The organism is Cryobacterium sp. TMT2-4 (genome assembly GCF_004402575.1).
In the GTDB taxonomy this organism is placed as follows: domain Bacteria; phylum Actinomycetota; class Actinomycetes; order Actinomycetales; family Microbacteriaceae; genus Cryobacterium; species Cryobacterium sandaracinum.
Genome location: NZ_SOGE01000034.1, coordinates 173,166 through 191,217 on the forward strand (window position 1 = coordinate 173,166; position 18,052 = coordinate 191,217).

General features: G+C 63.7%; 13 protein-coding genes and 4 pseudogenes. 4 read left to right on the forward strand and 13 right to left on the reverse strand.

What is annotated here, in order from left to right; all coding sequences use genetic code 11:
• Positions 1 to 17: 17 nt before the first annotated feature.
• Together E3O54_RS12165 and E3O54_RS12170 are read right to left on the reverse strand one after the other, a co-directional pair.
• Positions 18 to 1,802: a bifunctional 3'-5' exonuclease/DNA polymerase gene (locus E3O54_RS12165; protein WP_233191458.1), complete on the reverse strand. Its 1,785-nt coding sequence runs from the start codon at positions 1,800 to 1,802 to the stop codon at positions 18 to 20.
• A 58-nt stretch (positions 1,803 to 1,860) separates the two neighbouring features.
• Positions 1,861 to 2,550, reverse strand: coding sequence for a phosphoribosyltransferase (locus E3O54_RS12170; protein WP_134342921.1), 690 nt, complete (start codon positions 2,548 to 2,550; stop codon positions 1,861 to 1,863).
• 229 nt (positions 2,551 to 2,779) lie between these two features.
• Between E3O54_RS12170 and E3O54_RS12175 the strand changes: the two genes are divergently transcribed.
• Complete coding sequence (locus E3O54_RS12175; protein WP_134342922.1) at positions 2,780 to 3,445, forward strand: hypothetical protein; 666 nt, start codon at positions 2,780 to 2,782, stop codon at positions 3,443 to 3,445.
• Between the two features lie 14 nt (positions 3,446 to 3,459).
• Positions 3,460 to 3,797: pseudogene (locus tag E3O54_RS17385) on the forward strand (DNA polymerase III subunit alpha); the annotation flags it as partial.
• Between the two features lie 259 nt (positions 3,798 to 4,056).
• Here E3O54_RS17385 and E3O54_RS12185 read toward each other — a convergent pair.
• Both E3O54_RS12185 and E3O54_RS12190 read right to left on the reverse strand, forming a co-directional pair.
• Positions 4,057 to 4,944, reverse strand: a complete 888-nt coding sequence (locus tag E3O54_RS12185; protein WP_134401683.1) for a hypothetical protein — start codon at positions 4,942 to 4,944, stop codon at positions 4,057 to 4,059.
• 854 nt (positions 4,945 to 5,798) lie between these two features.
• Positions 5,799 to 6,200, reverse strand: a complete 402-nt coding sequence (locus E3O54_RS12190) for a VOC family protein (RefSeq protein WP_134371906.1) — start codon at positions 6,198 to 6,200, stop codon at positions 5,799 to 5,801.
• 426 nt (positions 6,201 to 6,626) lie between these two features.
• Here E3O54_RS12190 and E3O54_RS12195 point away from each other — a divergent pair, with 426 nt between their 5' ends.
• Complete coding sequence (locus E3O54_RS12195; RefSeq protein WP_198411486.1) at positions 6,627 to 7,010, forward strand: nitroreductase family deazaflavin-dependent oxidoreductase; 384 nt, start codon at positions 6,627 to 6,629, stop codon at positions 7,008 to 7,010.
• A gap of 50 nt (positions 7,011 to 7,060) precedes the next feature.
• Here E3O54_RS12195 and E3O54_RS12200 read toward each other — a convergent pair whose 3' ends face one another.
• The 8 genes and pseudogenes from E3O54_RS12200 to E3O54_RS12235 all read right to left on the reverse strand — a co-directional run bounded on the left by E3O54_RS12200 (position 7,061) and on the right by E3O54_RS12235 (position 15,518).
• Positions 7,061 to 7,255 carry a three-helix bundle dimerization domain-containing protein gene (locus tag E3O54_RS12200; protein ID WP_134343049.1) on the reverse strand — a complete coding sequence of 65 codons (195 nt, stop codon included), beginning with the start codon at positions 7,253 to 7,255 and terminating at the stop codon, positions 7,061 to 7,063.
• Positions 7,256 to 8,441: 1,186 nt separating this feature from the next.
• Positions 8,442 to 8,762 (reverse strand): annotated as a pseudogene (locus tag E3O54_RS12205) (hypothetical protein); the annotation flags it as partial.
• 153 nt (positions 8,763 to 8,915) lie between these two features.
• Complete coding sequence (locus E3O54_RS12210) at positions 8,916 to 10,763, reverse strand: amino acid transporter (protein WP_241976889.1); 1,848 nt, start codon at positions 10,761 to 10,763, stop codon at positions 8,916 to 8,918.
• 302 nt (positions 10,764 to 11,065) lie between these two features.
• Positions 11,066 to 12,072 (reverse strand): annotated as a pseudogene (locus E3O54_RS12215) (magnesium and cobalt transport protein CorA); the annotation flags it as partial.
• 179 nt (positions 12,073 to 12,251) lie between these two features.
• Positions 12,252 to 13,055 (reverse strand): annotated as a pseudogene (locus E3O54_RS17005) (magnesium transporter CorA family protein).
• A 342-nt stretch (positions 13,056 to 13,397) separates the two neighbouring features.
• Positions 13,398 to 13,808, reverse strand: a complete 411-nt coding sequence (locus E3O54_RS12225) for a hypothetical protein (protein ID WP_241976890.1) — start codon at positions 13,806 to 13,808, stop codon at positions 13,398 to 13,400.
• Positions 13,809 to 14,016: 208 nt separating this feature from the next.
• A complete protein-coding gene (locus E3O54_RS12230) occupies positions 14,017 to 14,487 on the reverse strand; it encodes a class F sortase (protein WP_166785893.1) in 471 nt (156 codons plus the stop codon).
• Positions 14,488 to 14,747: 260 nt separating this feature from the next.
• On the reverse strand, positions 14,748 to 15,518 hold the full coding sequence (locus E3O54_RS12235; protein WP_104101847.1) for a hypothetical protein: 771 nt from the start codon (positions 15,516 to 15,518) through the stop codon (positions 14,748 to 14,750).
• A gap of 393 nt (positions 15,519 to 15,911) precedes the next feature.
• Here E3O54_RS12235 and E3O54_RS12240 point away from each other — a divergent pair, with 393 nt between their 5' ends.
• Positions 15,912 to 16,145: a hypothetical protein gene (locus E3O54_RS12240; RefSeq protein ID WP_134343053.1), complete on the forward strand. Its 234-nt coding sequence runs from the start codon at positions 15,912 to 15,914 to the stop codon at positions 16,143 to 16,145.
• 665 nt (positions 16,146 to 16,810) lie between these two features.
• On the opposite strand, the gene E3O54_RS12245 is transcribed toward E3O54_RS12240, so the two are convergent.
• Positions 16,811 to 18,031, reverse strand: coding sequence for an MFS transporter (locus E3O54_RS12245; protein WP_134401701.1), 1,221 nt, complete (start codon positions 18,029 to 18,031; stop codon positions 16,811 to 16,813).
• Between the last annotated feature and the right edge of the window lie 21 nt (positions 18,032 to 18,052).

Genomic DNA, 18,052 nt, shown 5'->3' on the forward strand with positions numbered 1-18,052 from the left:
CTCTGCGGTGGTTGCACCTACTTCGCCTGCGCGTAGCTGTCGACCGTCGCAACGGTGAGCAGGAAATCGACCGGGAAATCGCCGAACAAGTGCCGGCCGGCGGTATCCGCCGCGCGCCGGATGATCTCCTCGACGGTATCTGCCAGCGCGGCGGGCGTGTGCACCATGACCTCGTCGTGCAGGAAGAAAACCAGGTGCGGGGCCCGGTCGAATTCCGACCCGGAGGCACCCTGGGCCCACTGGGAACCCTGGGCACCCTGGGGCAGCATTCGCAGTTCCCGGCGCACCTCCGCCATCCAGCACAGCGCCCATTCCGCGGCGCTGCCCTGAACGATGAAATTGCGGGTGAAGCGGCCCCAGTCTCGCGCCTGACTACGGGCCCGGCGCTCGTCGGCATCCGTCGCCCCGGGGTCGTAGGCCTTGGCCTGGGTGGCCAGCCAGCGTTCCCCGGGCCGCGGGGAGGAACGCCCAAGCCGTGTCGTCACGCTCTCGCCGCGTTCCCCGGCGCGTGCGGCCGTTTCGGTGAGGGCCAGTGCCCTCGGAAAGGCCTTCGCGAGCCGGGGCAGGAGGCGCCCGCTCTCCCCGCTGGTGGCGCCGTACATGGCCCCGAGCATGGCCACCTTGGCGTGGTCGCGGGTCTCCACGACGCCCCCGGCGACGATCCCGGCGTACAGGTCCGTTCCTCGGCCGGCCTGGGCCATGGCCGTGTCGGCCGATAGGGCGGCGAGGATACGCGGCTCGAGCTGCGCGGCGTCCGCGACCACGAGCTTCCAGCCCGCATCGGCGACGACTGCGCCGCGCACCTGTTTGGGCAGCTGCAGGGCTCCCCCGCCCCGAGTGGCCCAGCGGCCCGTCACCACCCCGCCGGGGATGTACTCGGGATGGAACCGGCCGTCGACGATCCAGGTGTCCATCCAATACCAGCCGTTCGCGCTGAGCAGCCGGGCCAGCTTCTTGTATTCGAGCAGCGGATCGATCACAGGGTGGGTGAGCTCCTTGAGCTCCCAGGCGCGGGTGGACGTCACCTTCAGGCCGACCTTCTGCAGTGCCCGCATCAGATCGGGCTGGGAGTCGGGGTTGAGACCGGGTTCGCCAACAGCGTCACGGATGCGCCGAGCGAGGTTTTCGAGGCGTTCGGGCCGGATGCCCGGGGCGACGCGGGGGCCGAGTTCGCGGGTCAGCAGAGCGTCGTGCACGTCGGTGCGCCACGGCAGGCCGGCGAACTGCATCTCGGCGGCGATCAGCGCCCCGGCCGATTCCGCGGCGAGCAGCAGGCGGAGGCGGCCGGGCTCCGCAGAGGCGCGGACCGCGTCGAGCTGGCGCCGGTATTCCGCCTGCGTACCGAACCCGGCGGCCGCGCTGCCGGCGTCGCGGCCGGTCACGCCGTCGGCGGCGGTCTCGGTGTCGCTGCCGGCGGCGCTGTCACCGTCGCTGTCGAACAGGTCGAAGAGTGTCACCCCGGATGCGGACGCGGCCGGTTCGAAGGCCACCGCCCGATCCCAGCGGCTCGGCTCCGCCCGGGCCAGCGCGCTTGCCTGGGTCAGCGACGACTGGCGCAGGATCGCGTGGCACAGGCGCAAGTCGTGGGCGCGGTGCACCCTGATTCCGGCCGCCAGGAGCAGCGGGTAGATGCGGGCCGTGTCCTCCCACACCCAACGGGGCCGGTCTCGCTCCTGACCGAGCACATAGCCGGGGAATTCGTGTGAAGGCAAACGGAGTGCTGGCCCCGCGACGTTGCCCTCGGCGTCGAGCGACAGCACGAGGATCTCCCCGTTTCCCGTTCGACTCGCCAGAAGGTGCACCTGCCCATTCTGCCGGTTCGGGACCGTGCCGGCGGGAAAAGCATCCGTCATATGACCGTCAGTTCGTCCGGCCGTCTGTCGTTGGAGTGGCGTCGGCCTCAGCCCACGCCTCCTGCAGCAGGGCGACGGTCTCGTTGTCTGAGAGTTGGTGGAAGTCGGTGTAGAAGGGCCCGATTGCCCACAACTCCTGCGGGGCGTGCAGCACGACGATGACATCCGCATACTGCCGCATCTCCCCGAGCAGCTCGGCGGGTGCGACCGGGACCGCGAGCACCGTGAGTGCGGCGCCCTGCCCTTTCAGGGCCGCGAGGGCTGCCTTGGCCGTGGCTCCCGTCGCGAGGCCGTCGTCCACGACGACGGCGACACGGCCCCGCGGACTGATCTGCGGGCGGTCATTGAGGTAGAGGGTGCGACGTCGTGCGATTTCGGCCAGCTCGCGACGGCGGGCCCGGGCCAAACCCATCGAGTCGCCCCCGGTGGCGGCGAACACGTCCTCATTGACGATCGCCTGCGGACTAGCACCGTCGACGACCGCCCCCATCGCGACCTCCGGATAGCCCGGGGCCCCGATCTTGCGCACCAGGATGAGGTCCAGCGGGGCATGCAGGCGCCGAGCGACCTCGATCGCCACAGGCACACCGCCCCGCGGGAGGGCGTAGACCACCGGGTCGTGCGCCTCAAGCTCAGTCAGTCGTTCGATCAGTGGTTCGGCCAGCAGTCGGCCGGCCTCGCTCCGATTCGTGAACATGAGGCTCCCACCCGGCGAATACCTCCTGCGGGTCCGCCTCGTCCGATTCTGCCGCCGACCCTCGGCTTTGTCGAGGGCCGCCCGGGGCTCAGGCGCGGCGACCCGATTCGAGCTGACGGGCACACATGCCACTTCGGTGGTCCCGGGCACTGGACGCGTCCGGGGACCGAGGGCAGACTCGGTTCAACCAGAACAATCACGGCACCATCGAACGGAACCTGGATCAGCTGTGTATCGACGACTCACCACCCTGATTGCCGCGACCGGGCTCACGGCCGGGATCGCTCTCCTGCTGACGCTCGGCACCGTGATGCCGAGTGCGACGCGCGTCTCCGCCGACGAGTGCCCGGGCGAAACCGTGCCGATCGTCGATGTCGACGGGGAGTCACAGTGTGTGGCCCTGACCGAGGGTGAAACCACCCCCGGACCGACACCGACACCGCCGCCCCCTCCCACTCTCACTCCGACCAAGTTCCCCTCGCCAGCACCTGAGGAACCCGCCACCACTCCCCCGGCAGAGCCGGCCCCCTCGGCCGGGCCACAGTCCACGCCGGCTGTCGTTCCACCGTCGGCGACGGCGGCGGCACCGTCGGAAGCCCCACCTGCCAAGAACGTAGATCCAGCCCCGACCTCTGCTCCCGTTCCAGGCGAGCGCGCAGGAACGACCAACGAGCCGGAGAACACCAGCACGCCGACTCCGGCGATGATGCCCACGGAGCCGCCCGCGAACGCCGACATCACCGGCGTGATCGTGCCCGGCAACGGGCCCCGGCTGCTCTGGGGCGTCGCCGTCGGGGCATCCGCATCGGGGTTGCTGGCCGCGCTCGTCGCCTTCTACCTGGTGTCGGTGCGACCGTTCTTCATCGCACGCAGACGGCCGGGAGCAGTCGGCTGACTCGCACAGGTTTCTTTGGCGCCGACCGGGTCAGCCTGATGTCGATGACGAACGCCTACCGCGGCCGGGGCACCGTGCGGTACGCCGGCCTGGCCCTGAGCCTGTTGGGCGAGATGATCGACGCGATCGCCAAACAGCCATGGCGCATCGTCGCGCGCGCCTTCCGCCGCGCCGTCGACGGGAGGCCGAGCTGGCCGCCGACGTGCGGCGGTCGGATCAGTGTGACCTGCTGGTCGACCTGACCGCCAAACTCGACCGGCTCCCCCGGTATTTCTCCGTGCACCCCGGCAGGGTCATCCTCGCCGATGCGTCACTGCTGGATGGCACCCCGGTGCAGGGGTCCGGCATGGGGAGGTGATGCCCGACTGTCTCCGTCACCCGGGAGAATCTGTGGGACCTGCGTGAGGTCGCTCGCCAGAGTCAGCGGAGTGCGGGGGCCCCGGCTCGCGCACCGCGCACGACGATCGATGCAGGGGCCCGCCTCAACGCACACTGAGCCTTCCACTCGTTCGACTGTGGAGCAGCCAGGAGCATGACCCTCCACCTCGACCTGCGGCTCACCCCCAAATCCGTTGCCCCGGTCGGGTCAGGTCAGGTCAGGTCAGGTGCGGTCAATACCAGTTGTTGGTCACGGAATGCGCCCAGGCTCCGCACGGGGTGCCGTACCCGGCCTTGATGTAGCCGAGACCCCAGGAGATCTGCGTCGTCGCGTTCGTGGCCCAGTCGGATCCCGCCGTGGCCATCTTGCTCCCGGGCAGGGCCTGAGGGATTCCGGTGGCGCCGCTGGGGTTGTTGGCCGTGTACGACCAGCCGGATTCCTTGTTCCAGAGCTGTACGAGGCAGGAGAACTCGGACTCGCCCCAGCCGTACTTGGAGGCTGCCATCGCCCGGGCCGTCGCCTTCGCCTCGGCGGGCGTGTTGCCGCCGGCGTCGGGCTGGGACTCAGCAGCTGGAGCGGAATCGCGCGACGCATCCGCGGCCGCGGCCCGGGCGTCCGCCTGAGCCTGAGCCTGAACGGCAGCCTCGGCCTGGGCGCGAGCGGCCTCGGCGGCGGCCGCTGCTGCGGCCTCGGCGGCGGCTCGGTCTACCTCGGCCACAGCCGAACGGGCCGTGTCGGCCGCCTCCTGAGTCTGTTCGGTGAGCTCGATGACGGTGTCCGTCTCCAACGACTTGTAGTCCCCGAGCGCGGCGACGGATGACGCCAGTGGGGTCGGATCCACCTTGTTCGCCATGGCCGTGATCACCGTTCCGGCGTCACTGAGGGTGCTCTCCGCCCGGTCATGGGCGGTTTTTGTGGCTATGGCGGAGTAGACGCTGAGCTGCTCGTGATGCAAACCGGTGCTTTCGGAGAGCTCCGTCGTCGCGGCGATGCCGGCAGAACTTACCGCGGACGCCTGTGACACCGCACCGATTCCCATGATCAGGCCGAGGAGACCGAGAGCTGCTCCAGTGCCGACAGCGACGGATCTGGTGCGCGAACGTTTACGTTTGGCGTTCATTTCTCGCCGGGCGGTCAGAGGTGAACGGGGTGAAGCAGAGCGCATGACTTCCAAATGCGATGCGGCCGGGCTACACGATCCTCGGCGCACCGTGATCGGTGGACTCACGGTCAGATGAAGCCGCATGGACGAACCCGCCAGCTTGCACTCACTTTCTGGACAGATGCTCAGTTGTAGCTGGCAAAGTCATCCGTACTCGGCCGCTACCGATGCCGGTGCACGTCGATAGGCTCGAGTCAGGACAACTCGTTGTCCGCGTAACGGGGTGGTATGGGTGAACTTCGGCAGATTTGTTTTGAGGGAACTGTAGGTGTGGAGTTCGCAGCCCTAAGCTCTCAGCCTGCCGTCAGGCGCCCCTCGGCTTCGCGACTTCACAGCCTCGCTCAGGCTTTGGGTGCCTCTCGCCGTGGTCGTCGGTACTTCGCTGACCCGTCGTGATGCGCTGCCAGACCTGTCGCGGCATGTCCAGGCCAGAGATTGTGACGGATGCCACGCTCGAGGCGAAATACGGGGTGCACCCGATGCAATAAGTTGCCCGGCTTCGACGCCCATATGCGGGCGGGCACTCGCGGACAGCCGGTGCGTTGATCACGACTTACTGTTGGCCGTCGTTGGTGATCAGGTCTCTGACAGCGAGCATGTCCGGTCGGGACCGGTCGGGACCGGTCGGGCCGCCGCGGTCGGGCCGGGCACGGCATCCGCTTCGAGGCACTCCAAAAGGGCGACAGGGGGCAAGCTCGGTGGAGATCAGCAGCGATCGAGAACACTTGTCGGAGGAGTTCAACAGGGAGGGACATCCAGATCGATCCTCACGAGGACCTTGTCGCTCTCCACGATCGAGCGTTGTGGGCCGCTCATTGCCCGAGTTCGTATCCGATGAGCCAGTGCAGTCCATGACGGTCGATGACTTGGCCATCCGAAGCACCCCAAGGCTTTGGGGCAAGGTAGTCAACGATCTGGCCGCCCATCGCGAGTTTGTCAAACCACTCGTGGAGAATTTCCGGTTCGGCGGCGCCCAGCAATGAGAGCTTGACGCCATCAAGCCGAACACTTTTTTCACCTGCGGCTGCATCGGATCCCATCAATACAACTACGCCCTCGAGCACTCCGTGAGCTATGTTGTGGGGCGGGCCGTCGCTGCGACCGAAATCCTCGTAGGTATGCAGGGTGAGCTCTCCACTGAAAACATCCGCGTAGAAGCGGAGCGCTTCGCGCGCTGTACCGGGGAAAGTGACATAGATCTGCGGCGCCGTCATATGCAAAGCATACAGATCGACCTCCCACCGATCGCTAGAACGCTGTGAGGGTTCGTTGTCTGATCGAGCTGGTGATCGTCGATTCGCTGAAGTAGGACATCCCTTGGCCGCGGTCGCGCCCTGGCATTGGTGCACGTCATCAAGATCGGCAACGGTGTACCGTCCTCTACGGTTTCGGTATCGGCTATTCACTGGCAATGGTCGCGCCATGATGCGATGGTACTGTCAGCTCGCCCGAGCGACACAGCCGCAACGATGGTGTCAGTCGGAAAACGAGAGAGGCACACCACTCAGGCCAAAATTCGTGCACAACACCCACTTCAAGATCAGCGGCGACCCGACATGATCCGTGGAGACTCGTTACGGCGCATGTACGCCGGCGGGCGCCCGAACCGGTGGGCGCGTTTCCTGAACCGAATAAGCGCGATGGTGTTCTCGCTCGGTATCGTTGGCCACGGCACGGTAAGCCTCGAGACCGTCAATCCGAAGTCGCACACCCTGCTCACCCTGCCGCTCGTGGTGGCCCGCTACGAAGGTTGTGAGTACGTGGTTTCGATGCTGGGCCAGGGCTCGCGGTGGGTGCGCAATGTGCGGGCCGCGAATGGGAGCGCCGTCATCCACGCGGGGCACAGGCAACCGGTGCTACTTGAAGAGGTTCGCGCGGATGCCCGCGCACCGATTACCAAGTCATACCTGGCGCAAGCACCCGGCGCCCGACCGCACATTCCGGTCGATCAGTCGGAGCCAATCTCGGCATTCGAAACCATAGCAGCCGACTTCCCGGTGTTCATGATCCGGGATGTCCAGTAAGGCGCAACGGGCACCACTGGTGGTCGCGCACTATCCCGCTGAACCGTGGCTCACTGTTTGCGTAAGCGTTCCTTGACCCCGTGTTCGACGAGAACGGGAACAAAGTCACGTATCGGGCGGCCGGAGAAGTTCTGATGCTCCTCGCGGACAGCTCTTTCAACGCTCGACCGTGGCACATTTGGGAATCGTTTCGTGAGTCGATCCACCACTTTTTCGACGGCCTGCAATTCATCGTTGAGGTTCACAGTCTCCAGTGTGGCACCGTCGGGAGCTGCCTATCAAGGCGTTGCTGTCACCGAAAGTTGCGCACTCTGCCCATCGCTTTCGTCAGCGACCAGCACGAAACGGGAATTACGCATCTCCCGGTCGAGGTGCACGATGAAGTCATGGGATCTTCACAAGATGCGCCTTGAGTTCGGGCCTTGCGTCCATCGCGATCAAGCCGGGACGAGCGAATACCGGGCCGAGACTTGATGGGGTCCGACGGTTGCCGCTGCCGCGCCGGCCTTCATTGGCAGCGTGGTTGGGCGCGCAATTGACGGGATAGACGACAGCCTGATCTCGCCAACCCGATCGCCACGGCCTTCCTAGTTTTTCTTCTCCTGACGTGCCCGCCGATTCTGATCACACTCTTCATGCAAGAACATCGCCGTGCTCGCGCTCCTCGGCATCATCCCAGCAATGGTCAACATCTCGGGTACTCGGCGTCGTTCGAGTTATTCCCGGGCAGGAGCTATGACGAGACGGACCTGAAGACGTCGATGCGCCACAAGCCGGTCGCGCGGGTCACCCTGGCGAAGCACGCATCCGTGGCCACCGAGGACTACTCATCCCTGTTCCGGTCCGACACGAACCGCGCTCCCTACACCCAGGCACCCCTCAGCACGTCGCAAACGAACGCTCTGATAACCCTCGACCGACAGCTCCGCGTGGGTCCTGGCCGCATCCTTGCTCAAGCGGTTGTCGATCTCCTCGTGCCGATGCCACTCTCGTGGGGGCTCCTTGCGACCCTCGATGCGCACCGCCTCATCAAGCGGGCGGTCTTCGAGCCATTCCCAGACCCTCAGCAGTCAATGATCCTCGACGGTTCCCGATCCCTGTCACCGCTGCGAAACAAGGTGAGAGGTTGCGATCGGCTCCCTGGCTGTCCCCGTGGCCTCGACCCCGGATAACAGCACGGGTCCGCCGCACACCGCGGTATGCGGCGGACCCCCGACTTGCCGGTGCTGTCCCGCAGGTGGTTCTACTGTACGTCCGTCGGTTCTGGTTGCCCGGTACTTCATCCGAAGTCGAGTGCCGTCCGGGTTGAGACGGATCGCTCGTGGTCGCGCCGCGCGCATCCGGTCTTCGTCCCATTCGGCGTCGGACGGGTCCGCGGTCAGATTCTCGTGCGCGACGCCTCCGGAGCCGGGTTCGTCATTCCGGTCAGGTTCAGGCGGCGGCAGCACAGGCGCTCTCGATCACCGATACCCAGTACGGCACGAACATGGTGTTCGCGACGTTGTTGTAGCCGAGACTGTTGACCGAGTTCTGATAGCCGGCCGAACCGCTGCCGATGAACCGCGGGCCGCCGGATGTTCCACCGGTCATGTCGCAGGGGATGCCCTGCGATTCGGACTGGGCGTATGGGGAGTCCGTGGCGGTGCCGGAGCAGGACTGCAGGGTGTTGCCGGTGAACGGTGCCGCTGCCGGGTAGCCGAAGGCCGAGTAGGTGAACCCTCTGCCGTCATTGAAGGCCACGCCCGATGCGCCGCGACAAAATCGACACCAGGCAGGTGGGCACCGGCACCGTCCACAACGACGCATCCGATACGCTCTGGCTCGACGGGGAGACGAACGGCCCTGCGTGAGTCACGATTTCCCGACCGTGCAGATTTCTCTGAACCGTCGCCGTACGGGGCGCCGTCAGCCGCCGCCGACGTGGATTCCGGGTCGGCGTGCCGGATCAGCTTCGCTCTGGCGAAGGATTTCGCGCACGACGGGTGCGGTATCTCCTTGGCCGAGGAGGAGGTAGCGCAGGAGGTGGCCTAGGGGGTTGCCCTCTGACCATTCAAAGTAAGCGTGAGGTCGCACTCCGGATGCGTCCTGCAATGCCAAGAGGATGGCGGCGATGGCGTTCGGAGCCGCGGGGCTCTGGGCTCGAAGCACCCGAAGCCCGTTGACTTCTTCACCGCGAACATGGAGCGTCTCGCTGAAACTAGACGGATCCACCACCTCGATCTCCAGGAACAGCACGTCAGCGCGACCCGGCACGGGATTCATCCCCCGCTGCGCCGTCTCCTTTCCGGCATAATCGGTCTGTTTGCCCGGCTTCGGCTTGTTCGCAATCAGGTTCAACGCGCCATCGAAGGCGAGCGAGTCGGTGATGAAGCGCCGCGCCTGTTCGTCCAGTTCGACCGTTTCCACCCGCAGTTCGGTGGTGCGTGAAACTCGGGATACGAGTGAAACGACGATGATGCCCAGAATGAAGAACGCAGAAATGGCTATGCCGTCTGGCTTCTCCAAGATGTTCTCGCCCAGGGCGTACAGGAGGATCAAGGTCAGAATGGTGAATGCGACACTGGCTCGGCGCTGGTGGCGTCGGATCGCCGAGATCGTGACGGCGACGGCTCCGGACACCATCATCGCCAGAATGCCGGTGGCGTAGGCGCCCGCCTGCGCGTTGACGTCGGCGTTGAAGCCAATCGTGATCAGGATGCTGATGCCGGTGTAGACGAGAACCACGGGGCGCACGGCGCGGCTCCACTCGGGGGCCATGCCGTATGACGGCAGGTAGCGCGGGACAATGTTGATCAGGCCGGCCATCGCGGACGCCCCCGCAAACCACAGGATGAGGATGCTGCTCACGTCGTAGACGGTGCCGAAGGTGTTTCCGACGAGTTCGTGGGCCAGGTAGGCCAGTGCGCGGCCGCTCGCTTCGCCACCGTCTTCGAAAGCTTCCTCGGGGATGAGGAGGGTGGTGACGAAGGTGCTCGAGAGGAGGTAGGCGCTCATGATGAGGGCCGCCGCGGTCAGGAGCTTGCGGGTGTTGCGGATGCGTGAAGCCAGGCGCTCCTCGGTGGTTTTCCCTGCCGAGGCAACCAGGGGCATCATGCTCACCCCGGTCTCGAATCCGGACAGACCCAACACGAGCAGCGGGAAAGCGATGATGGCGGGACCGAGAAGATCACCGAACCCCCCGCTGCGGGAGGTGAGGGCGTTTGTCCATCCGGCGAGAGCGGCTGGTTCCGTGAGGACGTCGTAGAGGCCGACGCCGATGACGACGGCGTTTAGGGTGAGATACACCGCCACCAGCGGGATGGCAACCGCCACGGCTTCGCTGAAACCGAGAAGGAAGACGCCGCCGAGGGTGAGGAGCAGGACGATCGTGATCGTCACGGCATGCCCCTCGAGGAAGCTGGGCGCATATGGATTCTCAAGAAGGTGGACCGTGGCATCCGCCGACGACAGGGTGATCGTGATGATCCAGGACGTTGCGACGAAGCCCAGAAGTACCAGCACGAAGAACTTGCCCTTCCAGAACGGGAGGAGCCGCTCGAGCATCGCCACCGAACCCTGGCCGTGCGGGCTCTCCTTCGCCACCCGCCGGTACATCGGCAACATCCCCAGCAGGGTCAGTGCAACGATCAGCAGGGTCGCCAACGGCGCCAGTGCTCCGGCAGCCAGCACGGCGATGCTCGGCAGGTACGACAACGTCGAGAAGTAGTCGACGCCCGTCAGACACATGACCATCCACCAGGGACGCTTCGTCACCGTGTCTTCGTGGCTCTCCGGTCCGACGGGCTGCACACGGTTCCGAAGCAGCCACCGCACAAGGCTGCCCGCTGGCGCTCCCGAACGGACGGGGCTGGCAACGCTCGCCGGGATGACCGGAACGTCCAATGAATCCACTGTGATCTTCCATCCCGCCCGCGCCGGTCACTAGAGGGTGCGAGCAGATCTATCGAATGCGAACAACACCTCTATTGTGAGCCACACACGAGCGAGCGCCGCACGCTCAGGGCAAAGATCTGAGCTCGAAGTGCTGTCGGCCTCGAGCGCGGGTCACAGCCACTTTTTTTCTCGAAGACCACGTACCGGGCAACGCCAAGGAAGACCATCTCTCCGAGTGCGATCGGGTATCCGAAAGTCCAGTGCAGTTCGGGCATGAAGTCGAAGTTCATGCCGTCGACCGTGCCGACGAGGGCTGGGGTGAAGAGGATGGCCGCCCAGGAGGAAATCTTCTTGACCTGTTCGTTCTGAGCGAGGCTCGTCTCAGACATGTGGCGCATTTCGTCATTCTGCCGTTGATTCACCAGGGTGGAGTGCACGGTCAGTGCGTTTTGTAGGATGGCGCGGAATGAGTCCGCTCGATCGACGACGCGGATGGCGTGGTCCAAGACGTCGCGGAAGGAACGTTGGAGCTCCAGTTCGACCTGGTATTTTTCCGAGCCGCGGAGGAGCGCTTGGAGCATCCCGATAAGGAGGGGTGCACCGCGCGCTGGAACTCGATAACTTCCCGGGAGAGGTCATAGATGCGTCGGGAGACGCTGGGGTCGCCGTCAAAGAGTTGGTTTCCGATTTCGTCGATATCGTTCTCGAGTCCGGCGATGACGGGTGCATACTCATCGACTACCTCGTCGAGGATGGAGTACAGCACGGCTTGTGGACCCTTCGCGATAAGCGGGAGATTCGCCTCGAGGCGGTGCCTGACCCGGCTGAGGGTCGTCGATTCGGCGTGGCGAACGGTGACAACAAAGTCCTCGCCGATGAAGAGGTGAAGCTCACCGAATTCCACCTCTTCCTTCTCGTCGATGTATCGTGCGGGGCGCAAGACGAGGAACAACGTGGATCCGTACCGCTCGAGCATGGCTCGTTGATGGCCGGTCAGGGCGTCTTCGACGGCCAGCGGGTGGAGATCGAATTCGCTGGCAACCGAACGTATCTCGGTGGCGTCCGGTCTGTAGAGTCCGATCCACGCCATGCCAGCGTTCTCGCGGAGGGCCTGGTACGTTTCCTCACGGCTGCGGGGGCTCTCCGCGCGGTGTCCGGCTAAGTAGATGCCGTTGTCAATCAATGCCATGGTCGTGACCCACCGTTCAGTCGTGCGAGAAAGTGTGTGAGCAGAGCCCAAAGACGGCGTGCAATCAGGGCGTCGATCAGGATGGGGCGGGAGAGCACCGCACGTGAGTGCGGGTCAGGATCCTAGATTCAGTCGTTGCGTTTGAGAAAACAACAGCGTGGAGAAGCCCACGATAAACGCTACCGAACTGAAGAAGCCTCCGATCTCGCTAAACCCGGGGTAGGGCACGTTTTGGCCGTAGAAGCCGGTGACGGCCGTCGATATGGCGATGATGGCAGTCCCGTCACCTTCTTGGTGATCACGTTGAGCCGGTTTCCCTGGAGGGCCAGATTCGCTTCGAGGATACTCGTGGCGAGGTCGCGCAGGCTCTCCGTCCATTTCATAGCGCGCAGTACATGGTCGTAGACATCCTGACAGTAAGGACCCATCTCGTCGGCCACAAGGTGAAGGTCGCGACGGAGGAGCGTGTTCACCACTTCGCGCATCGGTAGGATCACCCGCCGAAGCGTTACCAGGCTCTTCCGGAGCGCGAAAGAACTCCGTTGCAGGGCTGCCTGGTCGGCCGAGGGCACGAATAGCTGGTTCTGGAGCTCTTCGATCTCCTCGTCGAGGGCGTCTACCGCCTCGAAGTACCCGTCGACAAGTTAGTCCAACAGTCCGTGCAAAAGGAAGGCGACACCATGCTTCGCCAAGTCCGGGAAAGAGTCCCATCTGGCAACCACATTGTCCAAATCGATGCTCTCCTCCTTGTGCACGGTAACCAGTGCACGGGCCGTGATGAAGGCGGCAATCTCGTCGGTGGTAACCGCTTTTGAGGCCGGATCGAAGCCGACAGCGCAAGCAGACAAGAACGAGTGATCGGGATAGTGATCGAGCTTCGGCCGCTGACGCAGTTTCGTGGCGTCTTCGACGGCCAACTCGTGCAAACCCAGCTCCTCGGTGAGTAATGCGAGGTCGGCAGCATCCGGGGTACAGAAGTCCACCAAACCATGGAGTTGGGCAACTCAAGATGTTCGGACACATCGGCCAGCGCAAAGTTCTCGTCGATGAGGACATCATCACGGTAACAGCGGGTACGAGGAGTGGGAACAGCATAGTCAACCATGTACACCCGTGATCTTCTGGGACCCCGTTTCGCGATTCACGAAGGTGCATTGGGCGACTATCCCTCTCCAAACGGCATGGTCTTCGCACTGTTACGCCTCTGGCATGCGCAAGAACCCAGTCCCTGATGGCCAGACAGATCCCCACCAACCCCCGGCTGGATTTTAGGACGCGAGTCGCTATAGGCGGCCCGGGCTTGGCTAATTCGACGCGCGGCCGGACTAGTGTTCGGTCCAGCAGCCCAGGATGGCAGTAGCTACTTGATAGGAAAACGCGGTGCGGGTGACGCCATGCGGCCCGATCCTATCCGTCAACTTTCTGGCGTCAACTTGTAACGTCATGTTGTCTTTGAGGAAGACGACCACGCCGCCTGTGGTTTCGTAAGCAGGCAATCCGAGATTCGCGAGTCCTTCAATGGGTTGGACTGGGGCAAGGTTTCCTTGCATTGTGTCGAAGTAGCTGCGGGCAGACGCTGCGTCCGAGGATTCCTGCACCGAGATCACGAATTCTCCATCAGTCAGATGGTATGTGCAGGTGTATTGGCGATTGATCCAGCTGTCGACGGAGTGTGGCGGGGCGGCGAGAGTTAGCGCACGTGTGATGTTGTCGCGTGTTTCGGTGCCACAAATCATCTGTGATGCTGCGGACGGTCCTGCCTCCGCGCTGCCTGCCGAGCTCGACTGCGGAGTCGGGGAGGCCGACGTGCCTGGCATGGACATTCCGGGGGCCATTGTGTTCACGGCGCCGGAGGAGGTGGTGGCGCATCCAACCAGCAAAGCCGTGGAAGCCACCGCGATCGCAAGCAGCCAGTCGGGCCTGTTGACACGCGTCTTTGTCCTGCTACGCCGCATGGCTGGACACCAAGCTGGCGTAGACAACAACATTATCTGGGTACGTACGAGTGGTTTCGTTGAACTCTCCACCGCAGGTGATCAGCCGTAATCCCGCATGATCGGTGTTGCCGTAGACGGCGAACTGCGGAAAATCATCTTTCGGGTATTCCTCCACTCCGTCGACCACGAATACCGCCACTGTCGCATCGGCTCGGGTAACCAAAATCTCGTCGCCGGGACGCATCTCGCCAAGTCGGTAAAACACCGCGCGCCCCTGCACCCTGGAGTCGACGTGACCCAGGATGACGGAAGGTCCGATCGCGCCAGGGGTGGGCGAACCGGTGTACCAGCCGGCCGGAGAGGCCTCGTCCAACGACGGCGTCTGCACCGTGCCATCAGGATTCTGTCCCAATTGCATCAGGACAGAGTCCACTTCAATCGCGGGGACATTGATCTGAGTGGGCTCGGAGTCGGTCAAGGTCGGGCCGACAACCTGGTCAACCCGCGGAGTCGGCGGATCTGAGATGGGCTCCGGTGAGGGTGTAACGGAGACGGACTCCTGCGATGGGGCTGATACGGCAGCCGAGGCAGGCGGCCGTGGAGGAGGAGGGTTGCCCCACAGGGCGAAGCCGATCGCCGCACAGCCGACGGTGAAGAGCAGAACCGCCGCCGCGGTAGCCAGACGGCTACCGCGACGACGCTTTTCAGCCGGGATAATCACCGGGGATCAAACCGATCTCAGCCTCGTGCGGCAAGACGCCGACGAATCATCACCGCGCCACCTGCAGCGGTCAGGGCCCCGGCACCGAGGGCGAGAAGGCCCATGTCAGCACCGCTCGAAGTGCTGCCACCACCGGTTTCCACGCCACCGTCAGGCATGTTCGCCTGCGACGCGCTCAGGGCGCCACACAGAGCCGGCGACGTTGCTGCCAAGGGCAGACTCGGAACCAAGTCACTCTTTGCGTCCTGTGCTGCTTTCGTCAACGTGGCCGGGTCTAGCCCGTGGACCACCACAACCGCCGTGCCTGCCTCCAGCGAGGCCGCGGTGGCGGCATCCAGAGTGAAGGTTCGGTTGTAGTCGTAGTTTGCACCCATCCCGGCAAGCGTTAGATCAGTTCCGGCCGCCGGACTCGTGTCGCCGCTCGTGGACAACGTTGTGCCAATCTCTCCGTAGGACGGCTGACCTTCGGTCGTGCTGATCACACCATCTCCATCGGTGTCAGCTGCCGTGGTGGGACATTCCCCCTTCGCACCGATGTGGATGTGCTGTACGTGCGGGTACGGCTTACCGTCGAAGGTCTCGGCCAGACCCTTGACGGTCTGGGTGACTGTGGCCTGATCACCGGAAACCTCAACGGAGATGGTGCCGCTGCCGTTGCTGCCGTTGATCGCATCCAGCGTCCCCTGGTAGGACGCGTCACCAGTGGCTGCAAAGGCTGGACCACTCGTCAATACGGCGACACCTAAAGCAAACGCGGGCACAAAAAACACTGCTGTTTTCTTATTCATCAAAGTCCCTTACTAGGAGGTAGTTTCGAAAACATATCGGAGCGAAAACATAAAAGAGTATTCTTCAGTTGAGTTTGTGCGTACAGGCCTTATATGTCAAGAGTGGCCCTGGCCCTGGTGGCCGACAACTCACAGGACACACTGGTTACTCTGGAAAGAACACGTCGAGAGTTCACTTTTGAGTAAGCAGACGAGGCCGTGAAGCTGATCATCACCACCGGCAAAACGGTCGCGACCGTCACCCGAGAGCGGAGTCGACGAGGCAACCCTGGGCCGCATGGTGACCGCGTTCAAGGCGCTCAACGAAACCCGACGGGCCGAAGTGATGGAGTCTGAAGGGGCCGAGCTGCAGCGGCTACGGCAAAAAGACGCGGATCTGAAGATGGACAGGGCGTGCTTGAAAAAAGCGTCGACCTTCTTCCACCAGGAAGCATCGAATACGAGGTCCAGGCGTATGAATCGATTGGCGTAATAGAGATCAATTTCACCATCACCCGCATGGTCCGCCTCGTCGACATCGGCCGTCCGCCATCGCCGGCGTCGATTGGGGGTGGAAATCATTTCCCGAAGAACTGTCGCCACGACCAGGAAACGCCTAACGATGGCGAGATCTGTCCGAAGAAATAGAAGACCTCCACCACCGCCACCACCCTTGGCCGAGACTTCTGTCGCGGCACCGCCGCCGGCGCCACTCCTCGATCGGGCCTGTCACACCAGTGGACTTCGAGTTGCCAGAGCTAATCGGACCTTCAAAGGTCGACCCGGGCGCTCGCTGGCAGAGCGTCATGAAGCCAGTCTCTAAGCGCCAATTACGTCGCTGCATCACAACATCGCTCGCGGACCGGATGCCCTACTTAGCTCATATCCTTCGTCATCGGTGAGGCACACCTGCTCGCCAACACCCACCTCAAAATGCTCCGCATGCTCACAAACGTCGACATGGACACCGGATCGCACATCGCGATACGCCTTATCGGGCAGCACACACTTCGGCGTCGGTGAGCTCAAACTCGCGGTGCTCCCAGCGCCAGACCGAAACATCTCCACCCGGGACAATGATCGGGATGAACGCAGCCGATACGACCGATTACATCCGCAGCACCTTGAAGCTGCCGGCCAGTCCAACCCACACTTCGCCAACGACACCATCCACGCCGTCACGCCATCCACCTCGCACCGGAAACTTCCGACAAGGCTTTAACAAACCCGGTCGACTTCACCGACGGTGACCCCGCCACCGTCAAACAACGCGACGGGCGACACCAACGAGCGGGCGTAGGTCTTTGGCAATGTCACTGAGTCGTGGTGGCAGACGGTCGGTTTTTCACAAAAAGGATCGTGAAAATCAGAGCGGCCAGAGCGGTACCAGCGAGGAGAATTAGTCCGATCGCATAGCTGTTTTCCGCAGCGTTGTAGGTGGCCCCCATCACCAGTGGCGGGAAGTATCCGCCTAACCCACCGGCAGCGCTGACGATGCCACTCACCGCCCCCACTCTGGCGGGCGGTGCGCTCCTCCCGATCCAGGCGAACACTCCCCCAGCACCGAGACCGAGTGCAGACGCCATCGCGACAAAGGTGAGGCCGGCGGGGATCTCGCCATCGGGACGGAGGTTCACCACCCAAGCGAGAACGGCCACCGCCGCCAGCGACCCGATTACCACTGGCTTCGGACCGATGCGGTCGGCAAGAATTCCGCCGATGGGGCGGAGAATAACGGCGGCAACCGCAAACCCAGCCGTTCGTGTCCCCGCGGCAGTGAGGTCGAAATCGTATATCTGGCGGAGATACGTGGGCAGGTAGGTGGAGAAAGCGACGAATCCGCCGAAGACCAGCGCATAGAGAAAACTCATCTGCCACGTCACGCTGAGCCGCGCCGCCGCGGTGAGCTTGGGAAGGAATGGATCAGTGCTGGCCGTGAATCCGGGGGCCTCTGCCATAAGTGTCCATACGCATATTGCGGTGACGAGGAGGAGCGTCGCGATGATGAGGTGAGTTGGAACGTATCCGAGCCATTCCACCAAACGTGGAGTGAAGAAGGCCGACACTGCGGTGCCGCCCATCCCTGCCCCGAAGACGCCGGTTGCAAAGCCTCGGCGGGATGGTTGGTACCACTGGCTCACGAATGGAATTCCCACGGCGAACACGGTTCCGGCTACGCCGAGCAACAGCGCTGCCACGACCAGGAAGGCAAATGCGTTGAGGGTTCCGGCAAGCGCGACGAGCAAGAGGGCGGGGACGGATGCAAGCAGTACCAGTGTGAATAGGAGGCGTCCGCCGAATCGGTCGGTGAGCACGCCCACTGTAATGCGGCCGATCGATCCGACGAGTATGGGCATCGCCACGAGTACAGACGTCTGGGCCGACGAGAGATTCATCGACTCGGTATAGCGGATGCCGAGCGGCGAGACACTCGTCCACGCCCAGAAGCACACGACGGAGGTGAGAGTCGCGAGGGTGAGGTTCACACCCTTGCTGTGGTGTGCCTTCTGCCGTGCAGTCATTTTCGAGCCCATCGGTGTGCCCATTACCCGCAC

Coding starts and splice junctions, on each gene's coding strand:
- E3O54_RS12170 (WP_134342921.1), bottom strand. CDS start 2,550: ATGTTCACGAATCGGAGCGAGGCCGGCCGACTGCTGGCCGAACCACTG.
- E3O54_RS12185 (WP_134401683.1), bottom strand. CDS start 4,944: ATGAACGCCAAACGTAAACGTTCGCGCACCAGATCCGTCGCTGTCGGC.
- E3O54_RS12190 (WP_134371906.1), bottom strand. CDS start 6,200: ATGACGGCGCCGCAGATCTATGTCACTTTCCCCGGTACAGCGCGCGAA.
- E3O54_RS12195 (WP_198411486.1), top strand. CDS start 6,627: ATGGTGTTCTCGCTCGGTATCGTTGGCCACGGCACGGTAAGCCTCGAG.
- E3O54_RS12225 (WP_241976890.1), bottom strand. CDS start 13,808: ATGATTTGTGGCACCGAAACACGCGACAACATCACACGTGCGCTAACT.
- E3O54_RS12235 (WP_104101847.1), bottom strand. CDS start 15,518: ATGAATAAGAAAACAGCAGTGTTTTTTGTGCCCGCGTTTGCTTTAGGT.
- E3O54_RS12245 (WP_134401701.1), bottom strand. CDS start 18,031: ATGGGCTCGAAAATGACTGCACGGCAGAAGGCACACCACAGCAAGGGT.